This window comes from Pseudomonadota bacterium (assembly GCA_039815145.1).
GTDB lineage: Bacteria > Pseudomonadota > Gammaproteobacteria > Steroidobacterales > JBCBZW01 > JBCBZW01.
The window spans coordinates 1-21,894 of record JBCBZW010000008.1 but is presented as its reverse complement, the minus strand read 5'-3'; the positions used below and the strand labels follow the sequence as shown (position 1 = coordinate 21,894).

The following is a 21,894-nucleotide window of genomic DNA, read 5'->3' as shown; positions in this document are numbered from 1 at the left end:
ATGAATCCCCTACGCAATTTCGGCGTCGTCGCGCTGATCGGATTGCTCTTCGTGGGCTCCATGGCGCTGTTCACGGTGGACGAGCGCGAGTACGCGGTGAAGCTTCGCTTCGGTGAGATCGTCAAGTACGACTACGTGGCGGGCCTGCATGTGAAATGGCCGGTCGTTAACAACGTGCTTAAGTTCGATCGCCGCATTCTGACGATCAACACGCAGCCGGAGGAGTTTCTCACCAACGAGAAAAAGAACCTCCGGGTGAACATGTTCGTTAAGTGGCGGATCACGGACCCGTCGCAGTACTACCGCTCGACAGCGGGGCGGCGCGACCTTGCCGAGGCACGCCTGCTCGAAATCATCAAGGACGGTATCCGTGCCGAGTTCGCTAAGCGCACGCTGCAGGAGGCGGTCACCGCTGAGCGCTCGGAGCTGCAGCAGGCGATGATCTCCAAGGCGTCCACCACGGCCAGCGAGCTCGGCGTGTCGATCGTGGATGTGCGGGTGAAGAAGCTCGATCTGCCGGACGAGGTGAGTGACTCGGTGTTCGCCCGTATGCGCCAGGAGCGTAACCGTGTAGCCAAGCAGCTGCGTGCCGAGGGTGCGGAGACCTCCGAGGTGATCCGCTCCGAAGCGGACCGCGATCGCGAGGTGATCCTGGCCGAGGCGCGCCGCGAGTCGCAGACGATTCGCGGTGAGGGTGATGCCCGTTCCGCGGACATCTACGCCCAAGCCTACAACCGCGATCGGGAGTTCTACTCCTTCTACCGCAGCATGGAGGCGTATCGGAACTCGATCGGTGTGCCGGGCGACGTGCTCGTCCTGCAGCCGGAGAGCGACTTCTTCCGCTACCTCAACAACGCCGAGCCGGGCGGGCCGCAGTTGCGGGCCGTGGCCGATGCAGCGGGTGAGCAGGACGATCGCTGAGTGTCGGGTCGCGGCTGGGCGACAGCCGCGGCCGCTCCCTCGCCCGATGCGATAAACCCATGGGGCTAGACTGGTCCGACCTGCTGGCGGCGCTGGGGCTGTGCTTGATCATCGAGGGCCTGGTGCCCTTCGCCAACCCCAACAGCATCCGGCGTGCCTTGGCACTGTTGCTCACGCTCGACAACTCCCGCATTCGCCTGATTGGCGTGGCATCGATGGCTGCGGGCCTCGTGGTGCTGTACCTTGCACGCCATTGAGCATTTGATTCATCGCTGACGATTCGTGAAGGGAATGGCGAATGAGCCGTAGCGTCGTCGTGATCGGCGCCCAGTGGGGCGACGAGGGTAAGGGCAAGATCGTGGACCTGCTAACCCAGCGGGCCGACGCCGTGGTGCGCTTTCAGGGCGGCCACAACGCAGGGCACACACTAGTCATCGGCGGTGAGAAGACGGTGCTGCACCTGATTCCGTCGGGCGTGCTCCGCGAGGGCGTACGCTGCCTCATCGGCAGCGGCGTGGTCGTCTCCCTGGAGGCCCTGTTCGAAGAGGTGGAGATGCTCGCCGGCCGCGGCTGCGATGTGGAAGCGCGGCTCGGCATCAGCGCGGGTTGCCACCTGATCCTGCCGTCCCACGTGGCCTTGGACCTCGCGCGCGAGGCCAAGCGTGGCGCCCGGGCGATCGGTACCACGGGCCGCGGCATCGGTCCGACCTACGAGGACAAGGTGGCCCGGCGCGGGGTGCGGGTCAGCGATCTGTGCGACGAGTCGCGCTTCCGCCAACGCCTCGAGGAGTTGATGGACTACCACAACTTCGTCCTCACCCAGTATTTCTCGCAGGACGCGATCGACGTCGGGGCGACGGCGGATGCGATGCTCAGCCGACGCGAGCGCCTGGACCGCCTGCGCTGCGATGTGGGGCGGGAGCTCGATCAGCTCCACCGCGCCTCGCGCAACGTGCTCTACGAGGGCGCTCAGGGCGCGCTGTTAGATATCGATCACGGCACCTACCCGTACGTCACGTCCTCCAACACCACGGCCGCGAACGCGGCGATCGGCTCGGGCGTCGGCCCGCGATCGATCGACTACGTGCTGGGCGTGTTGAAGGCCTACACCACGCGCGTCGGCGCGGGTCCCTTCCCGACCGAACTCGACGACGAGGTGGGCGAGTACCTGGGACGAACAGGCGTGGAGTTCGGTGCCACCACCGGCCGCCGCCGTCGCTGCGGTTGGCTGGACGTGGCAGCGGCTCGCCGGGCAGCCATCGCCTCGAGCCTCGACGGCTTGTGCGTGACCAAGCTCGACGTGCTCGACGAGCTGCCGGAAGTGAAGCTTTGCACGGCCTATCGCCTCGATGGCGAGGTGTTGGATTTGCCGCCCGACGACTCCGAGCGCTTGCGCGACTGCGAGCCGATCTACGAGACCTTGCCCGGCTGGCAGTCGAGCACGGCCGGGGTGCGGGAGCTGGAGAAGCTGCCGACCAACGCGCGGCGCTACCTCGAGCGCATCGAGGCCCTCGTCGAGACCCCGGTGGCGATGGTGTCGACCGGCGCCGAGCGGGATCACAACATCGTGTTGGAAGACCCCTTCGACGGTCTGGCGCGCTCCTCCGCTTAAGGCGATTCGGCCCGCCCCGAAGCGACGCGGGGCCGCGCCTTCCCTTGAATACCAGCGCCACCGTCCCCAAACTAGACGACCGGTCAAATGTGCCGCCCCTCGGCCCTAGGGTGGAGATGCAAGTGCACGATTATCCAGAGGAAACGTAAGACATGATCGAACTCAATGACGGCAATTTCGAGCAGGAAGTGATCAATTCCGAAGTCCCCGTCCTGGTCGACTTCTGGGCCGAATGGTGCGGTCCCTGCCGGATGCTGACGCCGCTCATCGAGCAGCTCTCGAGCAGCTACGAGGGTCGCGCCAAGGTGGCCAAGCTGAACGTGGACGAAGCCCAGCAGGTGGCGATGAAGTTCAACGTTCGCTCGATCCCCACGGTGATCCTGTTCAAGGACGGCCAGGTGCAGGACACGTTCGTCGGCATCAAGAAGCAGTCGGACTACGAGCAGGGCCTGGACGCGCTGCTGGCCTGATCCGGCCATGGGGCGGCCGAGCAACGCCCGCGACCGACTGCTCGACAGCGCGGTCGCGCTGATCCAGACGCGCAGCTACGAAAGTGTGGGCGTGCAGGAGCTGTGCGAGCACGCGGGGGTGAAGAAGGGCAGCTTCTACCACTTCTTCCCCTCCAAGGAAGCGCTCACCGTGGCGCTTCTGGAGCACCGCTGGCAGGCCTTTCGCGAGCAGTTGCGGCGCGAGGTGATGGATCCCGCATCCGAGCCCCTCGTGCGCGTGCGGCGCTTCGTGATGTTGCACGCCCAAGCGCAAGTGAGCCTGCGCGATGACTGTGGGCGCACGCCCGGTTGTTGCTTCGGCAACCTGGCCGCTGAGTTGAGCACCCTGAGCGAGCCCGTGCGCTGCCAGCTGGAGATGATCTTCGCCGAGCAGATCGCCTTGCTGGAGCAGGTGTTGGACGAGGCCGTGGTGGCGGGGGCGATCCGCGAGATCGATGTGCCGGACGGCGCGCGCGCCATCGTCGCCTTCGTGCAGGGCACGTTGATGCTCTCCAAGCTGCACGATCGCCCGGAGATGGTCGAGGAGTTGGCCGATCATGCTCTGGCGCTCGTGGGCGTGACGGGCGTGCAGGCGGCGTCGGGCGATCGCGCGCGATCGCGCAGCCCGGCCTGACAGATTTCTACACTGATATCAGGGATGTGATGCGCATAGCGACCTGGAACGTGAACGGCCTGCGTTCGCGCCTCGAGTTTGTCCTGCTGTGGCTGCGCGAGCGGCAACCGGACGTGGTGGGCCTGCAGGAACTGAAGCTGACGCCGGACCAGTTTCCCGCCCTGAGCTTCGAAGCAGAGGGCTACAAGGCTCTGGTGCACGGGCAGAAGAGCTGGAACGGCGTGGCGATCCTCTCGCGCCATCCGATCGAACCGGTGGCGGAGGGACTGGCGGGCCAGGAGGAGTTCGGCGCTCGCCTGGTGAGTGCCGACGTGCAGGGGGTGCGCTACACCACCGTGTACTGCCCCAACGGCAAGTCGACGGAACACGACGACTTCCCCCGCAAGCTGGCCTGGTTCGATTCCCTGCGCGACTACCTTGCCGAGTACCACCCGCCCACCCAGGCCGCGGTGATCGGCGGTGACTTCAACATCTGCCCAGCCCCGAAGGACAGCTGGAACGAAGCTCAGTTCGCGGGGCGCATCTTCCACACGGATGCGGAGCGGGCGCGCTTTCAGGCGTTGCTGGATACCGGCCACGTGGACACTTATCGAATGCATAAGCCAGACGGTGAGGAGTTCTCCTGGTGGGACTATCGCGGCGGGGCATTCCATCGGCGCCAGGGCTTGCGAATCGATACGCTGCTGGCAACGGCGCCGGCGATGGAGCGTGTGCGCGACGTCGTGATCGATCGTGATTTTCGCAAGAAGCAGAACGGCCTGACCGCTTCCGATCACGCGCCGGTCTGGATCGACCTGGACTGAGCGTCCCCGCGGATGGAGTACCTGCCGGTCTTTTTGAAGCTCCAGGGCGCCCAGGCATTGATCGTGGGGGCGGGCGAGGTGGCGGCGGCGAAGGCCCGACTGGTGGCGCAAGCGGGTGCGCGCATTCGCGTGGTGGCGCCGGAGGTGTCCGAGGCGATGGCCGAGGCTCTGACCCTCAACGACTGGGAGCACGTCGGCGAGCGCTTTGCTGAGCACCATGTCGACGGCGCCAAGCTAGTGATCGCCGCCACCGACGACAAAAGCGTCAACGAATCTGTTCACGCTGCGTGTGAAGCGCGAGGCATCCCGGTCAACGTGGCCGATCAGCCAGCGCTGTGCAGCTTCATCCTGCCCGCCATCGTCGACCGCTCGCCGATCACCATTGCGATCTCCACCGGGGGCACCTCGCCGGTGCTGGCGCGCTGGGTGCGCGCGCTGCTGGAGTCCGCCTTGCCCTCGGGGCTTGCGAGTCTCGGTGCGCTGATGGCCCGCTTTCGCGGCGCCATGAAGGCGCGTTTTCCCGATGTGGACACGCGGCGGCGTTTCGTCGAACGCGTGTTGCAGGGGCCGGTGAAGGAACTGGCGCTGTCGGGCCAGATGGAGCGGGCGGAGGAGGCGCTGGTGGCCGCGATGGCGGCGCCTGACGCTCGCGATACCTCGGCCATGGGCGAGGTCTACCTCATCGGGGCAGGGCCCGGCGATCCGGACCTGCTGACCTTCCGCGCCCAGCGCCTGCTGCAGCAAGCGGAGATCGTGCTCTACGACCGGCTCGTGCCCGAGGCTGTACTGCGCCTGTGCCGGCGCGAGGCGCGCTTGATCTACGTGGGCAAGCGCAAGGGCGATCATGCGATCGGTCAGCGTGAGCTAACGGCGTTGCTAGTACGCTACGCCAAGGAGGGATTTCGTGTCGCGCGCCTGAAGGGCGGTGATCCCTTCATCTTCGGGCGCGGCGGCGAGGAGATCGAAGGGCTGGTCGATGAGCGTATTCCCTTCGTGGTGGTGCCCGGCATCACCGCGGCCAGTGGCTGTGGGGCCTACGCCGGCATTCCCCTCACGCATCGGGACCACGCCCAGGGCGTGAGCTTCTGGACGGCGCACCACCGAGCCGAGGGCAGCGTCGAACTCGATTGGGCGCGCCTGGCGGCCTCGCACGATGAGACCCTGGTGTTCTACATGGGTCTCGGGGGGCTGAGTGCCCTGTGCGAAGGACTCATCCGCCACGGGCGACCACCGCACACGCCCGCGGCGCTGGTGGAGCAGGGCACCACCCCTGCCCAGCGGGTCCATGTGGGCACGCTGGCGGATTTGGCGGCCAAGGTGGAGGCGGCGGCGGCGCGGTCCCCGGCGCTGCTGATCGTGGGGTCGGTGGTGACGCTCCACTCGCGCCTGAACTGGTACGAGCCCACGGGTTCGCAGGAGCCCGCCTTTCCCCAGCATCGCTCCTCTACGGCGGCGGCTCCTGAAAGCGCACGTTCCGTAGCGCCTTCTGATTGACCGTGAGTTCGAAGACATCAGGCCGCGAGTAGTGGCCGTCCGTGTCGAGCGTCATCCAGCCCTCGACGCCCTGGCGTAGATCGAGATCGGCCATGAGCAGATCGTCCTGCGGCGCTGCGGGCGCCAACACGTAGCTGCTGTCGGGGGCGATCACCGCGCTGGCGCCGGGCAGTAGCAGTGTGTCGTCATCGCCAGGGATATCGCTGAGCAGGGTGCGTGCCTGCGGATCGCGCTGCGGGCAGCTGTCGAACCCGGCGAGCGCCTGGCCGCGGGTCAGCACCGTGCCCACCGCGAGCACGTGGCACTGGCCCTCGAAGGCGTAGTGGCGGCTCGCCAACTGGTGCAGTTCCTTCACGCCTGGCCACTGCGCCACGTGCACTCGCTCACGCTGCGCGTGCATGGCTGCCCGGGCGAGCGGCATCCAATGCTCCCAGCAGACGAGGGCGCCGACGTTGCCCCGTTCCGTCTCCATCACGCCCAAGGTACTGCCGTCGCCCTGCCCCCACACCAGGCGTTCCGTGTAGGTGGGAACGAGCTTGCGGTGGATTCTCCGTGTAACGCCATCGGCGTTCAGGTACACGATGGTGTTATAGAGGGTGGCTCCATCCCGTTCCTGCACGCCCATCACCACATGGGTGCCGGCGCGGCTGGCCGCTTGATGCAGTTGGTCGATGTGGGGGCCAGGGATGGTCGGGCACTCGCGTACCATGTGGGCGAAGAGCGCCTTGGCGGGGGCGTGGTCCCACAGGCTCGCGTTCGGCGCGTAGTCGAGCCAGACGGGGTAGCCCGGCAGCCAGGTTTCGGGGAAGGCCGTGAGCCAGGCGCCGCGGCTGGCGGCGCGCTCGATGTAGTCGACGGCGAGTTGCGTGCTGGCGTCGAGATTGAGGTACACCGGCGGGGCCTGCACCATCGCTACAGGTATTGAGTCGAGCAGAGCCGAATCGGTCACGGTGATCACCCAATGGATTCAATCGTTGCGCTCAGTGGGCACTGAGCGGCAGGACAAGATGTGAGCATCGACTATACCCTTTTGCTGTTGCTCTCGCTGCTGGCGATCGCGCTACTGCTGAGTCCTCTGCTCGAGCGTATCGGGGTGGGGCGAAACGTCGTGCTCATGGTGGTCGGCTTCGTCGGCTCGGAGATCGTGGTGGCGGCGGGACACGACACGGGGATTCGCTGGAACCAGTTCCACGAGGTGGTGATCTTCGTGCTCCTGCCGGTGCTGATCTTCGAGGGCGCCCTGCACCTCGACACGGCGCTGCTGCGACGGAACATCGGTGCCGTGGTGCTGATGGCGGGTCCGGGCATGGTCGCCGTGGCGACGGTGGTGGGCGTAGTGTTCTACGTCACTACCGACGGTTTGGAGGGCGCCGGTTGGCTGGCCGCGGCCATGGCGGGCGTGCTCCTCGCCGGTACCGACGCCACCTCCGTGATCGGTCGCCTCGGCCAGGGAGATGTGCCCCAGCGCTTGCGGCTGCTGGTGGAGGGCGAGAGTAACTTCAGCGACGCCATGTCCGTGGTGCTCTTCTCCGTCTTGCTCGCCGTGGGTGTCGATGCGCAGTCCGCCACCTTGAGTAACGCACCCCTCGCGCTGCTGTTCACGGGCGTCGGCGGATTGGCCGTGGGCGCGATGGGCCTCGGCGTCGCGCGCATCGTGTTACCGCGCATGGGCGATGCGATCGGGCGCACCGTCGTCACCCTCGTGCTTGTCTACATCACCTACCTGGTCGCCGAGTCGGTGGTCATGGTGTCCGGGGTGATGTCCCTGTTGGTGCTGGGCCTTGGCACGCGATCGGTGCTGCGCCGGGGGCGCGACAACGCCGATCCGCAGCTCTTGCTCGGGGTGTGGGCCTACAAGTCACGCCTGGCGTCGAGCTTCACCTTCCTCCTGCTCGGTATCACCATTCACGTGCAGATGTTCGAGGACCATTGGCGCCTGATGCTGGTGGGCATCCTGTTGCTGCCGCTCGCGCGGGTGCTCGTGATGGGGGTGCTGACACCCCTGTTCCGCTGGCTTCCCGGCGCCGAACCGCTGCCCCTTCGCCAGCTGCCAGCACTGGTCGCGAGTGGTGCGCCGGGGGCCGTGTCCGTGGCCCTGGTGCTCTCGTTGCCTTTGGAGTTCGAAGGCTGGTATACGGTGCAGTGTATCGTCTACGGCGTCGTCGTCTTCTCACTCCTCGTGCAGAGTCCATTGGTGGCGGGTGCGCTGAGCGTGGCGCGCGCGGCACCGACGCAGGAGGAGACGGCCCAGGCAAGCACGTGAGGCGGGAGAGTCGATGAGCATCAGCTACGTGTGCGGAACGGGATCCGAGCCGCTTCGCTACCAGACCATCGGCGCGGCACTGGCGGAGGCGGCGCACCGCTGGCCCGAGGGTGAGGCGCTCGTCGTCTGCGAGCAGGGCGTGCGCATGCGTTACGGGGAACTCGATCAGGCGGTCACGCGCGTGGCGGCCGCGCTCCTTGGGTTGGGGCTCGTGCCCGGTGATCGCATCGGCATCTGGTCGGTGAACGGCGTGGAGTGGGTGCTTACCCAACTGGCCGCCGCGCGGGCAGGGCTGGTGCTGGTGACCGTGAACCCGGCCTACCGTCCCGGGGAGTTGCGCCACGCCCTCACCAAGACGAGTTGCCGCGCGCTCGTGTTCGGCGAAGGGTTCCGTGAGGCGAGCTACGCGCAGATGCTGTTGGAACTGATGCCCGAGCTCGCCCAGGCCACGAGCGACGAGGCCTTGGCGACGAGCACCTGTCCCGCCCTCGAGCACCTGGTGGCGATCGCAGCGCAAGCGCCGTTCCCGGCGGCTCGCACCTTCGCCGCCCTCGATCGCTTGGCTACACCCGAGGCGATCGCCCACCTCGAGGCGGTGACCGAGACGCTGCAGCCCGACGATCCGATCAACGTGCAGTTCACGAGTGGCACCACCGGCTTGCCCAAGGGCGCCACGCTGTCCCACTTCAACATCCTCAACAACGGGTTCTTCTGCGCCGAGGGCATGAGCTTCACGGCGCAGGATCGCCTGTGCATTCCCGTGCCCCTCTACCACTGCTTCGGCATGGTGATGGGCGTGCTCGGTTGCATCACCCACGGGGCGGCCATGGTGTTCCCCGGGGCGAGCTTCCAGGCGGAGTCCGTGTTGCAGGCGGTGGAGTCCGAGCGGTGCACGGGGTTGTACGGCGTGCCGACGATGTTCATCGCTGAACTCGACCATCCGGATGTTGAGCGCTTCGACCTGAGCTCTTTGCGCACCGGCATCATGGCCGGCGCCCCCTGTCCCATCGAGGTGATGCGGCGGGTCATCGGTCAAATGAACCTACGCGAGATCACCATCGCCTACGGCATGACCGAGACCAGCCCCGTGAGCTTCCAGACCGCCGTGGACGATCCTATCGAGCAACGGGTGGGCACGGTCGGGCGCATCCACCCCCACGTGCAGGTGAAGATCGTGGACGCCGAGGGGAGGGCCGTACCGCGCGGGGAGGCGGGCGAGCTGTGCACGCGAGGCTACAGCGTCATGCTGGGCTATTGGGATGATGAGGTGCGGTCGAAGGAATCGATCGACGGTGCCGGGTGGATGCACACGGGGGATCAGGCCACCATCGATGAGCAGGGCTATTGCCGCATCGTGGGGCGGGTGAAGGACATGATCATCCGGGGTGGCGAGAACATCTATCCGCGCGAGGTGGAGGAGTACCTCTACCAGTACCCGAAGGTGCAGGACGTCGCCGTCTTCGGTGTGCCTGACGAGAAGTATGGCGAACAGGTGGCGGCCTGGGTGCGCGTGCGCGAGGGCGAGCACTGTACGGAGGAGGAGCTGCGAGAGTTTTGCGAGTCGCAGATCGCGTATTTCAAGGTGCCCAAGTACTTCCAGTTCGTCGACGAGTTCCCCATGACGGTCACCGGGAAGGTCCAGAAGTTCGTGATGCGAGAACAGTTCCAGGCCAACTGAGGTAGCGGGTTCGCCCACGTGCCGAGGGCTTGGCGTATACTCCGGCGCCGTCACCTCACCCCCACCCAGGCCCTCATGCACTCCCCATCGTCGTCTACCTCTGCGTCTCCCCAAGTGAAGAGTCCCTGCATCGGGGTCTGCGAGCTCGACATGGCGGGTATCTGCCTCGGTTGCGGCCGCAGCGGGGAGGAAATCACCGTGTGGAGCCGGGCGAGCGATGCGCTGCGGCAAGAGATCGTCGACCGGGCCGCCAAGCGCCTCCAGCGCGACGCTTGAACTGAGTACTCCCCCCGTCGTGGGGCGGCGACATAAGCGCCATTCCTTGCGCGCTCGCGAAATCGATTCGATCTCCGTGTAACCGTAAGGGCTCGGCGGACTACTTTCGTTCTGAGGTAGCGGCGCACCGTGGGTGCGCGTTGGCGGCAACGTCGCCTGCACGCTCGCCAGATGGTGCCAACAGAGGGTTGGGCGCGTCGGCGGCGCCGCATAGTTCCCACTGACTCGAACAGATGGACGGAAGTTATGAATGAGGAACGAGCTCTCGCGGCCCTGTCCGCGCTGGCCCAGCAGACGCGCTTGTCGGTGTTTCGCCTATTGATCAGCGCGGGCAGCGACGGCCTGGCTGCCGGGGAGATCGCTCAGCGCGTCGGCGCACGGCCCAACACCTTGTCCACGCATCTCCAGGCGCTGCTGATGGCGGGCCTGGTGTCTCGTGAGCGCAAGGGGCGCAGCATCGTGTACCGCGCCCACTTCGGTGAGGTGAGCAAGCTGCTGACCTTCCTGATGCAGGAAGCCTGCGGTGGCGAAGAGCAGATCTGGCAACCGGTGAAGCAGGCGATGGACAGCCCTGCGGCGTCACCTGCGCTTTGCCATCCCGTCTGATTCGCTGAGGAGCAGGGTGCCGACACAAGATCGTCACCCTCCACGCGCGCCCTAGTCTGCGTAGGGCGCCATGTCGAAGACCAGCAGTTCGGACTGCTCGGCGAGAGCACGGTAGGTGAGCACGTGCTCATCCCGCAGCGAAGCGCCATCACCGGGGCGCAAGGCCTCGCCGTTGATCTCCACCGAGCCGCTCACCAGCTGCACCCACAGCAGCCGATCTGTCCCTACCTCCAGCGATCCGGCGTCGCCCTGCGCGAGCTTGCCCGCGTAGAGGTTAACGTCCTGGTTAAGGCTCACGCTGCCGTCGCGCCCCTCGCGGCTGGCGACCAACTTCAGGCGGCCGGCCAGATCCTCGCGAGCGAAGTGCCGTTCCTCATAACTCGGCGCAAGGCGCCGACGCTCCGGCATGATCCAAATCTGCAGCATGTGCACGGCGTCGTCCTGCGAGTGATTGAACTCGCTGTGCGATATGCCCGTGCCCGCCGTCATGCGCTGCACGTCGCCTGGGCGGATGACCGAGCCCGACCCGAGGCTGTCCTTGTGCTCGAGGGCGCCTTCGATCACGTAGGTGATGATCTCCATATCCCGATGGCTGTGGGTGGGGAAGCCCGCGCCAGGGGCGATGTGATCCTCGTTGATCACCCGCAAGGGTCCGAACCCCATGTGCTTAGGGTCGTAGTAGTGCGCGAAGGAGAAACTGTGCTGAGTCTGCAGCCAGCCGTGGTCGCCGCCGCCACGGGCCTCGGAGCGTCGAATGTCCATCATCTCTTTCTCTCCTCTCGTCAACGGCGCCGGCCATGATCGCCGCGCTCTACCCCAAGATGGGGGAGGCTTATCCCTGGAACAATGACGCTCCCTGGTCACTCACCGTCGCGTAATTTGCGACAATCCCTCGCGGAGGTGCCATGGACAAGTTTTCTGCCCTGAGCGCGTTCGTGGCGGTGGTCGAACACGGCAACTTCGCCGCGGCGGCGCGCGCCTTGGGGTTATCGCGTTCGCAGGTGAACCGCACGGTGATCAACCTCGAGGACGCGCTCGCGGTGCATCTGTTCAACCGCACCACCCGTGCGGTGGCCCTGACGCCCTCTGGTCAGGCCTTCTACGAGCGGGTGAAGTCGGTGCTCTCAGACCTGAGCGAGGCTGAGCAAGCCCTGCGCGCCGACCACGAGGAGCCGCAGGGTGAGATGCGCATTAACGCGCCCATGTCCTTCGGTATTCGTTACCTCGGCCCTGCCTTGGTGCGGTTCATGCGGCGCCACCCCAAGGTGCGGGTGCAGCTGTCGCTGAGTGATCGCTTCGTCGACCCTGTGGCTGAGGGCTTCGACATGACCCTGCGAATCGCTGAGCCGAGCGAACTGCCATCATTGATCGAGCATGCGATCGTTCCCGTTAGGCGAGTTATCTGCGCCTCGCCAGACTTCATCGCCGAGTATGGCGAGCCGCAGAGCCTCTCAGCATTGTCCGCGCTGCCCTGTCTGCACTACGGCAACCTCCCCACGGGCAACCTCTGGCGCCTGCGCCGCGAGGGGGCGTCCTGGGAGGATGTTCGGGTCAATGGCGTGCTCTGCGCGAACAACGCCGAGGTGTTGCGCGACGCGGCGCTCTCCGGTCTGGGGCTGGCCCTGCTGCCGACCTTCGTGGCGAGCGAGGAACTCGCGGACGGCCGCCTGCGGGCGGTGCTCAAGGAGTACGCCGCTGCGCCCATCGCGCTGACCCTGCTGTACCCGCCCAACCGCCATCTCTCCGCCCGCACGCGGTTGTTCGTGAAGTTCATGCACGAGCAGTTCGCGAACCTCGATGAGCAGGGCGCGGTGGCCGATGGAGAAGCAGGGCCCGGGCATTGAAATGACGGACGCGCACCACCATCTCCTGCACATCTTTGGTTTCGTATCCCGCGAGGCGGCGCCGCCTTAGCTTGGCGACCCGGGACACTCAAGAACACGCGAGGGGCCACCCATGCAGTACAAGGACTACTACGCCATCATGGGCGTTGCCCGCGATGCCAGCGCGGACGAGATCAAGAAGGCGTACCGCAAGCTGGCGGGCAAATACCACCCGGACAAGAGCGACCACCCCGACGCGGAGAAACGCTTCAAGGAGGTCGGCGAGGCCTACGAGGTCCTGAAGGATCCGCAAAAGCGCGAAGCCTACGACACGCTGGGGCCCAACTACCGTCCCGGACAGGAGTTTCGACCGCCGCCCGGCTGGGAGCAGATGTTCGGCGGTGGGGCCGGCCCTGGCGGTGCCGGCGGCGCGGAGTTTTCCGACTTCTTTCGCTCCCTGTTCGGCGGCGGCGGTTTCCAGGCGGGTGCCGGGCCCGGCCCGCAGGGGGGATTCCGCCGCGGTTTCGGGGGCGGGCGCGCCGGGCCCTTTGGCGGCGCGGCGGGGGGCGGTCCCTTCGAGCGTGGCCAGCAGTACATCCGTCGGGGCGACGATACGCAGGCGCGCGTGCAGATCGATATCGAGGATGCCTACGCCGGCACCACGCGCCAGATCACCGTCAGCGGTGGGGCGGGCGGTGGTGAGCGTACCCTGAGCGTGCGTGTGCCGAAGGGCATCCGCGAAGGTCAGCAAATTCGTTTGGCAGGCCAGGGGCAGCCCGGCCTCGGCGGTGGACCGGCGGGCGATCTGCTGCTGGAAGTGATGTTCCGGGATCACGCCCTATGGCGCACCGAGGGCAGCGACGTCTATGTCGATGTGCCCGTGGCGCCGTGGGTCGCCGCGCTGGGCGGAACCGCGACCGTCCGGACGCCGACGGGCTCGATAGATCTGCGCATTCCTGAAGGGTCTCAGGGCGGACGGCGCCTGCGCCTGCGCGGCAAGGGCTTGCCCTCGAAGACACCGGGCGATCTCTACGCTGTGCTCAAGGTGGAACTGCCCCCGGCGCAGGCGCCTGAGCAGCGCGCCGCCTGGGAACGCTTCCGCGACAGCTTCGAGGTGCCCCCCGCACAGGCGAGCGATGGCTGAGGGAGACCCCTTCCCCAGTATCAGCGAGGCCGAGGCGCGCGGTGAGACCGCCGCCATCTACGCCGACATTCGCCACACGCTGGCACTGGCGCAGGTCAATTTGCTGTGGCGTTCGCTCGCCGCCATACCCGAGGCACTGCCCTGGGCGTGGGGCAGTGTGAAGCCCTTGCACACGAGTGGCCGTGCGGCCATGGCAGCGACGAGCCTTCGAGAGTCGTTAACCTTGCCTCAGGTGCGCGCCATCCGTCAGGCGGATCTGCGTGCGAACGGCCTCACGGCGGAAGACGAGCGAGAGATCGTTCGCACCGTCGCGAGCTACTCGAGCGCGAATCTGTTGAACGCCGTGAGCTTCGCAGCCCTCCTGTCGATGCCCGTTGGCGAGGACGGTGCTGTGGTATCCCAGCTGCCCGCGCGCACGGAGGATAGCGACCCCGCGATGAGCGGCCGCAAAGCCCTGCCATCGCTCTTGCCCTTGGAGGCGATGGCGCCCGACACGGCTCAACGAGTTCGTCAGGTAAGTCGCCTCGGCTGCGACCCGCAAGCGAAGGAAGTTCAGGTCAGCCTGCCTCGACAGCTCGCCCATTGGCCGGCGTTCCTCGCCCTGTGGCTCGCCGCCTTCGCCGATGCCGAGCAGGACGGCTCCCTGCGCCGGACGGTCACCCTTGCGGTCGAGGCGGTGCAGGCGGAGGGTGCGCGCTTGGCGCAGGGGAGTGATGCACTTGCGCCGCCGAGCGATGCGACAGCGCAGGCGAGGGCGCAGGCGGTCATCGACGCGATCGTGCCGGGGCCGATCGGGCGCATGTTGGTCCTGGTGGAAAGCTTATTGAGCGCGCTTGAACAGCGCTGACACCACTCGTGGGAAGAGTGGTGCCGAGGAGAGGACTTGAACCTCCACGGGGTTACCCCCACTGGCACCTGAAGCCAGCGCGTCTACCAATTCCGCCACCTCGGCCCGCCCGCTGGCAGGGCTGCCGGCGCGGGAAGATCGAGAAAGATAGTGGCGACGTGTAAGCTTGTCAATCGCACGGGCGGGGCATAAGCCAAGAACTGCGTCCCAGCCCGATACCTGAGAGACCCCCCAGCCCGACTACCGAGAGACCACATAGTCCCCCATTCCCTTTAGCTAATCGCCCGGCGCAAGTGATCGCCGCGGCAGGAGAACCATTTGGCGAACAAGAAGAAGAAAAAGACCTCACCCAAGCGCGCCACGGCGCGCGGCGCGAGCAAGGGGCACTGGCAGGAGCGAGATCCCAATTTCGCCCGCGAGCAAGCCCGCTACGACGAACCCATCCCCAGCCGAGAACTCATCCTCGAGGTGCTACGCGACTACGCGGCGCCGATGAGCTTCGCCGCCCTGACCGGCGAGCTGCAGGTCAAGGGCCAATCCCGACGCCACGCGCTGAAGACCCGTCTGCGGGCGATGACGCGTGATGCCCAGATCATCTGCAACCGTCGCGACGAGTATTGCCTGGTAGATCTCATCCCTCTGGTCACCGGCCGGGTGAGCGGGCACCGCGACGGCTACGGCTTTCTCATCCCCGACGACGGCAGCGACGACGTCTACCTCTCCTCACGCCAGATGCGCGAGGTGATGCACGGCGATCGGGCCGCCGTGCGCGTGCGCGGCTTCGATAGGCGCGGACGACCGGACGGTGCCATCGCCGAGGTGCTGGAGCACGCGAACACGCTCGTCCCCGGACGCCTTCACCGCGAGCACGGGGTCGGCTTCGTCATCCCGGACAATCCGCGCCTGACCCACCGCATCATCATTCCGAAGGGCGCTGCCGCCAAGGCCCGCGACCACGAGATGGTGGTGGCGGAGATCACGTCTGCGCCTACCGCCGACGCCGAGGCCATCGGCCGCGTGGTCGAGGTGCTCGGCGGGCCGGACAAGCCTGGGCTCGCCACCGAGATCGCCATGCGCAGTCACGGTCTGCCCTGGGATTGGCCGGCGGCCGTGGAGGCGCAGGCGGCCAAGCTGCCCAAGCGCGTGCCGAGCACGGCCAAGCGGGGGCGCGAGGATCTGCGCGAGCTGCCACTGGTCACCATCGATGGCGAGGACGCGCGGGACTTCGACGATGCGGTCTACTGCAAGGCCACCAAGAGCGGCTTCCAGCTGATGGTGGCGATAGCCGATGTTTCGCACTACGTGCTGCCGGGGAGCGCCCTGGATGAGGAAGCGCACGAGCGCGGCACGTCCGTCTACTTCCCGGATCGCGTGGTGCCGATGCTGCCCGAGGCCCTGTCCAACGAGCTCTGCTCGCTGAAGCCGAAGGTGGATCGCCTCGCCATGGTCTGCGACATGCGGATCAATGCCGAAGGCAAAGTGACGCGGGCGAAGTTCTCCGAGGCCGTGATCCGCTCCCACGCGCGCCTCACCTACACCCAGGTGGGGGCGGCGCTCGAGGGTGATCGCACGGCCCTGCGGGCGCTCGATGACGACGTGCGGGCCAACGTGCAGGACCTGCACGCGATGTACCGGGTGATGGCCAAGGCGCGCCGGCGTCGCGGGGCGATCGATTTCGACATGCCGCAGCTGCGCGCAGAGCTCGATGATCAAGGCCGCATCACGGGTTTTGCCCTGGTCGAGCGGAACGATGCGCACAAGCTCATCGAAGAGGCGATGATCGCGGCCAACGTGCAGGCTGCGAAGTTCCTGAAGCGCCATCGTATCCCGGCGCTCTACCGTCGCCACGACGTGCCGGACGAAGACCGTATCGAGTCCCTGCGTGAGTTCCTGCGGTCGGTCAATCTGCGTCTCGCGCCAACCTCCAAGCTCAAGCCCGGTGACCTGCGTCGCCTGCTCGAGCAGGCTCGCGGTCGGGAGGACTCGGAACTCATCGAGACCGTGGTGCTACGGTCCATGTCGCTCGCGATCTACCACCCGATGTCCGACGGCCACTTCGGCTTGGCCCTGGCCGACTACGCACACTTCACCTCGCCGATTCGCCGCTATCCGGATCTGCTCGTGCATCGGGGTATCCGTCACGTGCTCCGCGGCGGCAAGGCGCGCGACTTCGAATACGACCGTCCGCGCATGGAGCAACTCGGTAAGCACTGCTCAGCCACGGAGCGGCGCGCTGACGAGGCCACGCGCGAGGTGATGGACTGGCTGAAGTGCGAGCTGATGGCCGACCACGTGGGCGATCACTTCGATGCCGTGATCACTGGCGTGACCAACTTCGGTGTGTTCGTGCAGCTGGCCGACTCGCGCGTGGAGGGATTGGTGCACGTGACCGCCCTCGGCCAGGACTACTTCGTTCATCAACCGGAGTTGCATCGCCTGGTGGGACGCAGCTCGGGCACCACCTACAGCTTGGCGGATCGCCTGCGGGTGCAGGTGGCCAAGGTCGACATGGAAGCGCGACGGATCGACTTCGAACTCGTCGACGGCGGTGGTCGCTCCTCGCGCGGGCGCGGCAAGCGTCGCCACGGTGCGCGCGGGCGATGAGCGAGCGTGACCGCACCCGCCACGCGCGGCACCTGCGTCGGGAGCGGCGGGGTGGGGCAGCGGCAGATGCCGATCTCGTCTTCGGTCTGCACGCGGTGCGCCACCTGTTGGAGGCGCAGGGCGAGGCGGCCTCGACACTGATCAGTCGCCTCCTGGTGCAGACCGGTCGGGACGATGAACGTCTGCGCGAGGTGGTGGCACTGGCGTCGGGGCTCGGGGTGACGGTCGAGGCAGTGCCGCGCTCGGCGCTCGATCAGCGCGTCCGCGGGCGCCATCAGGGGGTCATCGCCTGCTACGCGGAACGTCCCACGCTCTCGCTGGATGCGCTCACCGCCCAGTTGCTCGGCGGCGCTGATCGCGCCCCCCTGCTGCTCGTGCTGGACGGCGTGCAGGACCCGCACAACCTCGGCGCTTGCCTGCGTTCTGCGAACGCCGTGGGCGTGGACGCGGTGATCGTGCCGCGGGATCGCGCCGCGGGGCTGTCGCCCACCGTGCGCAAGGTGGCGTGCGGGGCGGCGGAGTCGACGCCGCTGGTGACCGTGACCAACCTGGCCCGCGCCCTGGGACAGCTGAGGGAGGCCGGCGTGCGACTGATCGGCACCTCGGATCAGGCGACTGAGACCCTGTGGCAAGCCGACCTGCGTGGTCCCACGGCGATCGTGATGGGCGGCGAAGCGAAGGGCCTTCGACGGCTTACGGCCGAGGCCTGTGACCAGCTGGTGCAGCTGCCGATGGCAGGCGTTGTGGAGAGCTTGAACGTGTCCGTCGCGGCGGGCGTCTGCCTGTTCGAGGCCGCGAGACAGCGCACCGGCGCCTGTCCTTCCTGATAAATAGCATCATCAATGCCTTTTAGGTTGTTGATTTGTAGGAACTCTAGGCGAGGCTGGTGCGGAAGGTGCTCCCCGCGCGGCAACGCGCCGGACCCGTACGCTTGTAGGGGCCTGGGCGGGCGCGTATTATCCGCCGGCTTCGGGGTTCGCCCCGAAACTCCTTGCCTCACCCAAACGGGGAGGCCGTCAGTCCGTGAGGAGACACTCTTGCGACATTACGAGATCGTTTTCCTGGTCCACCCGGACCAGAGCGAGCAGGTGCCCGCCATGCTCGAACGCTACCGCTCCATCATCGAGGGAGCTGGTGGCACCATCCACCGTCAGGAAGATTGGGGTCGACGCCAGCTCGCGTTCCCGATCAACAAGGTTCACAAGGCGCACTACGTGCTGCTGAACGTGGAATGTGAGAAGGCGACGCTCGACGAGATCGTCTCCGCCTTCCGCTTCAACGACGCCGTGCTGCGCCACCTGGTGCTGACCCGCGAAGAGGCCGTGACCGAGCCGTCGCCGATGATGCGCAAGGACGAGGAGAAGGACGGCCGTGAGCGCCGTCGCGATCGTCCTGAGCGTGGCAGCCGCGACGAGGACGGCGACGCGCCGCGCCGCGAGGAAGCGGCGGCCGAACCAGCGACTGCCGAAGAAGCTGCGCCCGCGGGCGATGCTGACGCGGAAAGCACCGACTGAACCGATATTCGTGGACGGCTTGCCGCGTGCTGCGGTGAGCGTCCCGCTGACCTGGAGGATTTCCCATGGCGCGTTTTTTCCGACGCCGTAAGTTCTGCAAATTCACCGCCGAGGGCGTGAAGGAGATCGACTACAAGGATCTCAACACGCTGAAGGGTTACATCGGCGAGAGCGGCAAGATCGTGCCGAGCCGCATCACGGGCACCAAGACGCGCTACCAGCGCCAGCTTGCGGTCGCCGTGAAGCGGGCTCGCTACCTTGCTCTGCTGCCCTACACCGATCGGCACTGATCAAGGCGGCGTCCCCGCAACTGACCGGCGAGGCATCGCGCTTCGTCGGCGACGCGCCAGCGCCTAGTAGCCGTCGCGTCGGGCGGGGGGTGTCACCGCTAAGATGAAGGCGATTGCCGAGTGGCTGCTGGCGAAGGGTTGGCGTGTACCGCTGACCTTCGTGCTCATGGCCGTGGTGCCGGACCAGACCGGGCAGCTCGCGATTCTCGCCGCGATCAGTGGCACCGCCATCCTGGCCGTGGCCACGCTGCGCAGCGGCTTCGGTCGCGGCTTGGAGCTGGGGATCACCGGCGTGCTGGCGGTGGCCGTTCTCTCGCACGTGATGGAGCGCGTGGAGCCTGGGGTGGCCCATCCGGACTTGCTCGTCCGGGTGTCGATGTGGGCCCCGGCGCTGGTGTGCGCGGCGGTGATCAGGCGGACCCGCTCCCTCACCCTGGGGGTGCAGGTGTTGCTGTTGATCGGGCTCGGGGTGATGGGCCTGGTCTTCTTGCTGGCCGACCCCTACGCGTACTGGCTGACGCTCGAGCTGGAGCCCAAGTACGCGCGGGTGTGGACGGGTATCTCCGTGGCCGCTGTCGCGCTCTTCGTGGCGATCGCGCTGCTGCTCGCGCACCACGGCGAACGCAGCGGGCGGACGCAGGAGCACTGGGGCTTCGACACCCTGGCGATGGGCAAGGGCGTGGCGATGGTCAGTGCCGTGCTCATGCTCATCTCGGTGCTGGTGCCGGAGCAGCTGTACATTGCGAACGCGGTGATCGTGCTCGGCGTCGGTTTCGCCCTACAGGGGCTGGCGGTGGCGAGTGCGTGGATGGAAGGGCGAGGCTTTTCCGGGATGTGGGCGGTGGCCCTCTACGCCGGTATGCTGCTCTCCAGCGTGGTGACCCTGCCGCTGATGGTAGGCATTGGATTTATCGATAACTGGCTGCAGCTGCGCCAACGCTGGCGCGTGCAGCGCTAGAGAAGCAAGGTCGTCGCTAGGTGTTTCGCGGCGGCCGATCACAACGAAAGAGGCTTGGGAACAATGGAGCTCATTCTGCTGGAGAAGGTCGAGAACCTCGGCGATATCGGTGATCGAGTCAACGTCCGTTCGGGCTACGGCCGCAACTTCCTCCTGCCCCAGGGCAAGGCCACGACGGCCACCGCTGAGAACATCGAGAAGTTCGAGAAGATCCGCGCCGAACTGGAAGCTAAGGCGGCGGCTTCGCTCAGTGCAGCGAAGGCCCGTGCGGAGAAGCTCGAAGGGCTGGCCGTCACCCTGCCTGCGAAGGCGGGCTCGGAAGGCAAGCTGTTCGGTTCGATCGGCCCCGCCGACATCGCCGATGCGTGCACGCGCGCGGGCGTAGAAGTGGAGCGCCAGGAAGTGCGCCTCGCCGACGGTCCCCTGCGCGCCGTGGGCGAGCACGAGGTGGAACTGCATCTGCACACGGACGTCGACGTGAACGTCACCGTCACCGTGGTGGCAGAAGAGGACTGACGGAGTGCCACGGCGGTGAGCAGCAGTGCCAGCGGCCTGCGGGTGCCGCCGAACTCTGTCGAAGCAGAGCGTTCGGTCCTCGGCGGTCTGCTCCTCGACAACGGCGCCTGGGAGTCCGTTGCCGAGACCTTGTCGGAAGGGGACTTCTACCGCCGCGACCACCAGCTGATCTTCCGCGGCTTCAGTGAGCTTATCGAGTCCGATCGCCCCGCGGACGCCGTGACTCTTGCCGAGTACCTCGATGCCCAGGGCCTCGCCGAGCAAACCGGTGGCCTCGCCTACCTCGGGCAACTGACCCAGGACACGCCGAGCGCCAGCAACATCGCCGCCTACGCGGCCATCGTTCGCGACCGCTCCGTGCTGCGCCAGCTGATCGAGGTCGGCGGCCAGATCGCCGGCTGCGCCTACGATACGGAAGGGCGTACACCCGCCGAGCTCATCGACGAGGCCGAGCGGCTCGTGTTCCAGATCGCGGAGCAGGGGCGGCGCACGGTGTCCGGCCTGCGCCCGCTTAAGGAGTTCGTTCGCAACACGGTCGATGCGCTGGAAGAGCTGCACCGATCGACGGATCAGATCACGGGCCTGTCCACCGGGTTCACCGAGATGGACAACATGACCTCGGGTCTGCAGGCGGGCGATCTGATCATCGTTGCCGGGCGCCCCTCCATGGGGAAGACCAGCTTCGCCATCAACATCGCCGAGCACGCGGCCTTGCACGCCAAGGTCAACGCCGCTGTGTTCAGCATGGAGATGTCAGCGGAGTCCTTGGCCTTTCGCCTGATATCTTCCTTAGGTCGAGTCAACCACGGTCGCCTGCGCAACGGCTCCTTCGCCGATGAGGATTGGCCGCGCATCACCCTCGCGATCGAGCAGATGGCGAAGGCACCCCTGTTCATCGACGAGACGCCAGCCCTCACGCCCACGGAGCTGCGCGCCCGTGCGCGGCGCATGGCGCGCGAGCACGGCTTGGGCCTCGTGGTGGTGGACTACCTGCAGCTGATGCAGGGCACGAGCTCCTCGGCCGAGAACCGAGCGACGGAGATCTCGGAGATCTCGCGGGGGCTGAAGGCGCTGGCGAAGGAGCTGTCCGTGCCGGTGATCGCCCTATCGCAGCTCAACCGCTCGGTGGAGCAGCGCCAGGTGAAGCGGCCGCAGATGTCTGACCTGCGTGAGTCCGGCGCCATCGAGCAGGACGCGGACCTGATCTGCTTTATCTACCGCGAAGAGGTGTACGAGAAGGACACCACGCGCAAGGGCATCGCGGACATCATCATCGCCAAGCAGCGTAATGGCCCCGTGGGCGACTTCCCGCTGACCTTCATAGGCGAGTACACGCGCTTTGAGAACTACAGCCCCGAGGCCGACTACGGCGCGGACGGGGGCGATGATAGCGGCGGCTTCGACAGCCCCTTTTAGTGTGGTG

General features: G+C 66.8%; 23 protein-coding genes and 1 tRNA gene. 21 read left to right on the top strand and 3 right to left on the bottom strand.

Going from position 1 to position 21,894, the window contains the following annotated elements; all coding sequences use genetic code 11:
- The 7 genes from hflC to cysG all read left to right on the top strand — a co-directional run bounded on the left by hflC (position 1) and on the right by cysG (position 5,952).
- The gene (hflC, locus tag AAF184_04025; GenBank protein MEO0421478.1) at positions 1 to 921 is read left to right on the top strand and encodes a protease modulator HflC; all 921 of its coding nucleotides are present in this window, start codon (positions 1 to 3) and stop codon (positions 919 to 921) included.
- A 59-nt stretch (positions 922 to 980) separates the two neighbouring features.
- Positions 981 to 1,178, top strand: a complete 198-nt coding sequence (locus tag AAF184_04020) for a DUF2065 domain-containing protein (protein MEO0421477.1) — start codon at positions 981 to 983, stop codon at positions 1,176 to 1,178.
- Positions 1,179 to 1,219: 41 nt separating this feature from the next.
- The gene (locus AAF184_04015) at positions 1,220 to 2,533 is read left to right on the top strand and encodes an adenylosuccinate synthase (protein ID MEO0421476.1); all 1,314 of its coding nucleotides are present in this window, start codon (positions 1,220 to 1,222) and stop codon (positions 2,531 to 2,533) included.
- 152 nt (positions 2,534 to 2,685) lie between these two features.
- The gene (trxA, locus tag AAF184_04010) at positions 2,686 to 3,003 is read left to right on the top strand and encodes a thioredoxin (protein MEO0421475.1); all 318 of its coding nucleotides are present in this window, start codon (positions 2,686 to 2,688) and stop codon (positions 3,001 to 3,003) included.
- A 7-nt stretch (positions 3,004 to 3,010) separates the two neighbouring features.
- Positions 3,011 to 3,655 (top strand): TetR/AcrR family transcriptional regulator, encoded by a 645-nt coding sequence (locus AAF184_04005; protein ID MEO0421474.1) that lies wholly within the window; start codon positions 3,011 to 3,013, stop codon positions 3,653 to 3,655.
- Positions 3,656 to 3,684: 29 nt separating this feature from the next.
- Positions 3,685 to 4,458 carry an exodeoxyribonuclease III gene (locus AAF184_04000; protein MEO0421473.1) on the top strand — a complete coding sequence of 258 codons (774 nt, stop codon included), beginning with the start codon at positions 3,685 to 3,687 and terminating at the stop codon, positions 4,456 to 4,458.
- A 12-nt stretch (positions 4,459 to 4,470) separates the two neighbouring features.
- The gene (gene cysG / locus AAF184_03995; protein MEO0421472.1) at positions 4,471 to 5,952 is read left to right on the top strand and encodes a siroheme synthase CysG; all 1,482 of its coding nucleotides are present in this window, start codon (positions 4,471 to 4,473) and stop codon (positions 5,950 to 5,952) included.
- Here the strand turns inward: cysG and AAF184_03990 are convergent.
- A complete protein-coding gene (locus tag AAF184_03990; protein MEO0421471.1) occupies positions 5,903 to 6,901 on the bottom strand; it encodes a carbon-nitrogen hydrolase family protein in 999 nt (332 codons plus the stop codon). The two genes, cysG and AAF184_03990, sit on opposite strands and share 50 nt — an antisense overlap.
- Before the next feature lie 60 nt (positions 6,902 to 6,961).
- Here AAF184_03990 and AAF184_03985 point away from each other — a divergent pair, with 60 nt between their 5' ends.
- From AAF184_03985 to AAF184_03970, 4 genes are all read left to right on the top strand, one after another.
- Positions 6,962 to 8,215, top strand: coding sequence for a cation:proton antiporter (locus tag AAF184_03985; protein MEO0421470.1), 1,254 nt, complete (start codon positions 6,962 to 6,964; stop codon positions 8,213 to 8,215).
- Positions 8,216 to 8,228: 13 nt separating this feature from the next.
- A complete protein-coding gene (locus AAF184_03980; GenBank protein ID MEO0421469.1) occupies positions 8,229 to 9,893 on the top strand; it encodes an AMP-binding protein in 1,665 nt (554 codons plus the stop codon).
- A gap of 75 nt (positions 9,894 to 9,968) precedes the next feature.
- Positions 9,969 to 10,169, top strand: coding sequence for a DUF1289 domain-containing protein (locus AAF184_03975; GenBank protein ID MEO0421468.1), 201 nt, complete (start codon positions 9,969 to 9,971; stop codon positions 10,167 to 10,169).
- Between the two features lie 246 nt (positions 10,170 to 10,415).
- Complete coding sequence (locus AAF184_03970; protein MEO0421467.1) at positions 10,416 to 10,775, top strand: metalloregulator ArsR/SmtB family transcription factor; 360 nt, start codon at positions 10,416 to 10,418, stop codon at positions 10,773 to 10,775.
- A gap of 51 nt (positions 10,776 to 10,826) precedes the next feature.
- Here the strand turns inward: AAF184_03970 and AAF184_03965 are convergent, their stop codons facing one another.
- Complete coding sequence (locus tag AAF184_03965) at positions 10,827 to 11,540, bottom strand: pirin family protein (protein MEO0421466.1); 714 nt, start codon at positions 11,538 to 11,540, stop codon at positions 10,827 to 10,829.
- A 140-nt stretch (positions 11,541 to 11,680) separates the two neighbouring features.
- On the opposite strand from AAF184_03965, the gene AAF184_03960 reads away from it, so the two are divergent.
- The 3 genes from AAF184_03960 to AAF184_03950 all read left to right on the top strand — a co-directional run bounded on the left by AAF184_03960 (position 11,681) and on the right by AAF184_03950 (position 14,589).
- A complete protein-coding gene (locus AAF184_03960) occupies positions 11,681 to 12,619 on the top strand; it encodes a LysR substrate-binding domain-containing protein (protein MEO0421465.1) in 939 nt (312 codons plus the stop codon).
- Between the two features lie 112 nt (positions 12,620 to 12,731).
- On the top strand, positions 12,732 to 13,742 hold the full coding sequence (locus AAF184_03955; GenBank protein ID MEO0421464.1) for a DnaJ C-terminal domain-containing protein: 1,011 nt from the start codon (positions 12,732 to 12,734) through the stop codon (positions 13,740 to 13,742).
- The gene (locus tag AAF184_03950) at positions 13,735 to 14,589 is read left to right on the top strand and encodes a hypothetical protein (protein ID MEO0421463.1); all 855 of its coding nucleotides are present in this window, start codon (positions 13,735 to 13,737) and stop codon (positions 14,587 to 14,589) included. The genes AAF184_03955 and AAF184_03950 overlap by 8 nt, the downstream gene beginning before the upstream one ends.
- 18 nt (positions 14,590 to 14,607) lie before the next feature.
- Here AAF184_03950 and AAF184_03945 read toward each other — a convergent pair.
- Positions 14,608 to 14,694: transfer RNA gene (locus AAF184_03945), tRNA-Leu, on the bottom strand.
- Positions 14,695 to 14,907: 213 nt separating this feature from the next.
- Here AAF184_03945 and rnr point away from each other — a divergent pair.
- The 7 genes from rnr (at position 14,908) to dnaB (ending at position 21,887) form a co-directional block, all read left to right on the top strand.
- Positions 14,908 to 17,193 carry a ribonuclease R gene (gene rnr / locus AAF184_03940; protein MEO0421462.1) on the top strand — a complete coding sequence of 762 codons (2,286 nt, stop codon included), beginning with the start codon at positions 14,908 to 14,910 and terminating at the stop codon, positions 17,191 to 17,193.
- Positions 17,190 to 18,020, top strand: a complete 831-nt coding sequence (gene rlmB / locus AAF184_03935) for a 23S rRNA (guanosine(2251)-2'-O)-methyltransferase RlmB (protein ID MEO0421461.1) — start codon at positions 17,190 to 17,192, stop codon at positions 18,018 to 18,020. The genes rnr and rlmB overlap by 4 nt, the downstream gene beginning before the upstream one ends.
- 210 nt (positions 18,021 to 18,230) lie before the next feature.
- Positions 18,231 to 18,707, top strand: a complete 477-nt coding sequence (gene rpsF, locus AAF184_03930) for a 30S ribosomal protein S6 (GenBank protein ID MEO0421460.1) — start codon at positions 18,231 to 18,233, stop codon at positions 18,705 to 18,707.
- Positions 18,708 to 18,772: 65 nt separating this feature from the next.
- Positions 18,773 to 18,997, top strand: coding sequence for a 30S ribosomal protein S18 (gene rpsR / locus AAF184_03925; protein MEO0421459.1), 225 nt, complete (start codon positions 18,773 to 18,775; stop codon positions 18,995 to 18,997).
- 103 nt (positions 18,998 to 19,100) lie between these two features.
- The gene (locus AAF184_03920) at positions 19,101 to 19,955 is read left to right on the top strand and encodes a hypothetical protein (protein ID MEO0421458.1); all 855 of its coding nucleotides are present in this window, start codon (positions 19,101 to 19,103) and stop codon (positions 19,953 to 19,955) included.
- 63 nt (positions 19,956 to 20,018) lie between these two features.
- Positions 20,019 to 20,471 carry a 50S ribosomal protein L9 gene (gene rplI / locus AAF184_03915; protein ID MEO0421457.1) on the top strand — a complete coding sequence of 151 codons (453 nt, stop codon included), beginning with the start codon at positions 20,019 to 20,021 and terminating at the stop codon, positions 20,469 to 20,471.
- Between the two features lie 15 nt (positions 20,472 to 20,486).
- A complete protein-coding gene (dnaB, locus tag AAF184_03910; protein ID MEO0421456.1) occupies positions 20,487 to 21,887 on the top strand; it encodes a replicative DNA helicase in 1,401 nt (466 codons plus the stop codon).
- Positions 21,888 to 21,894: the final 7 nt, after the last annotated feature.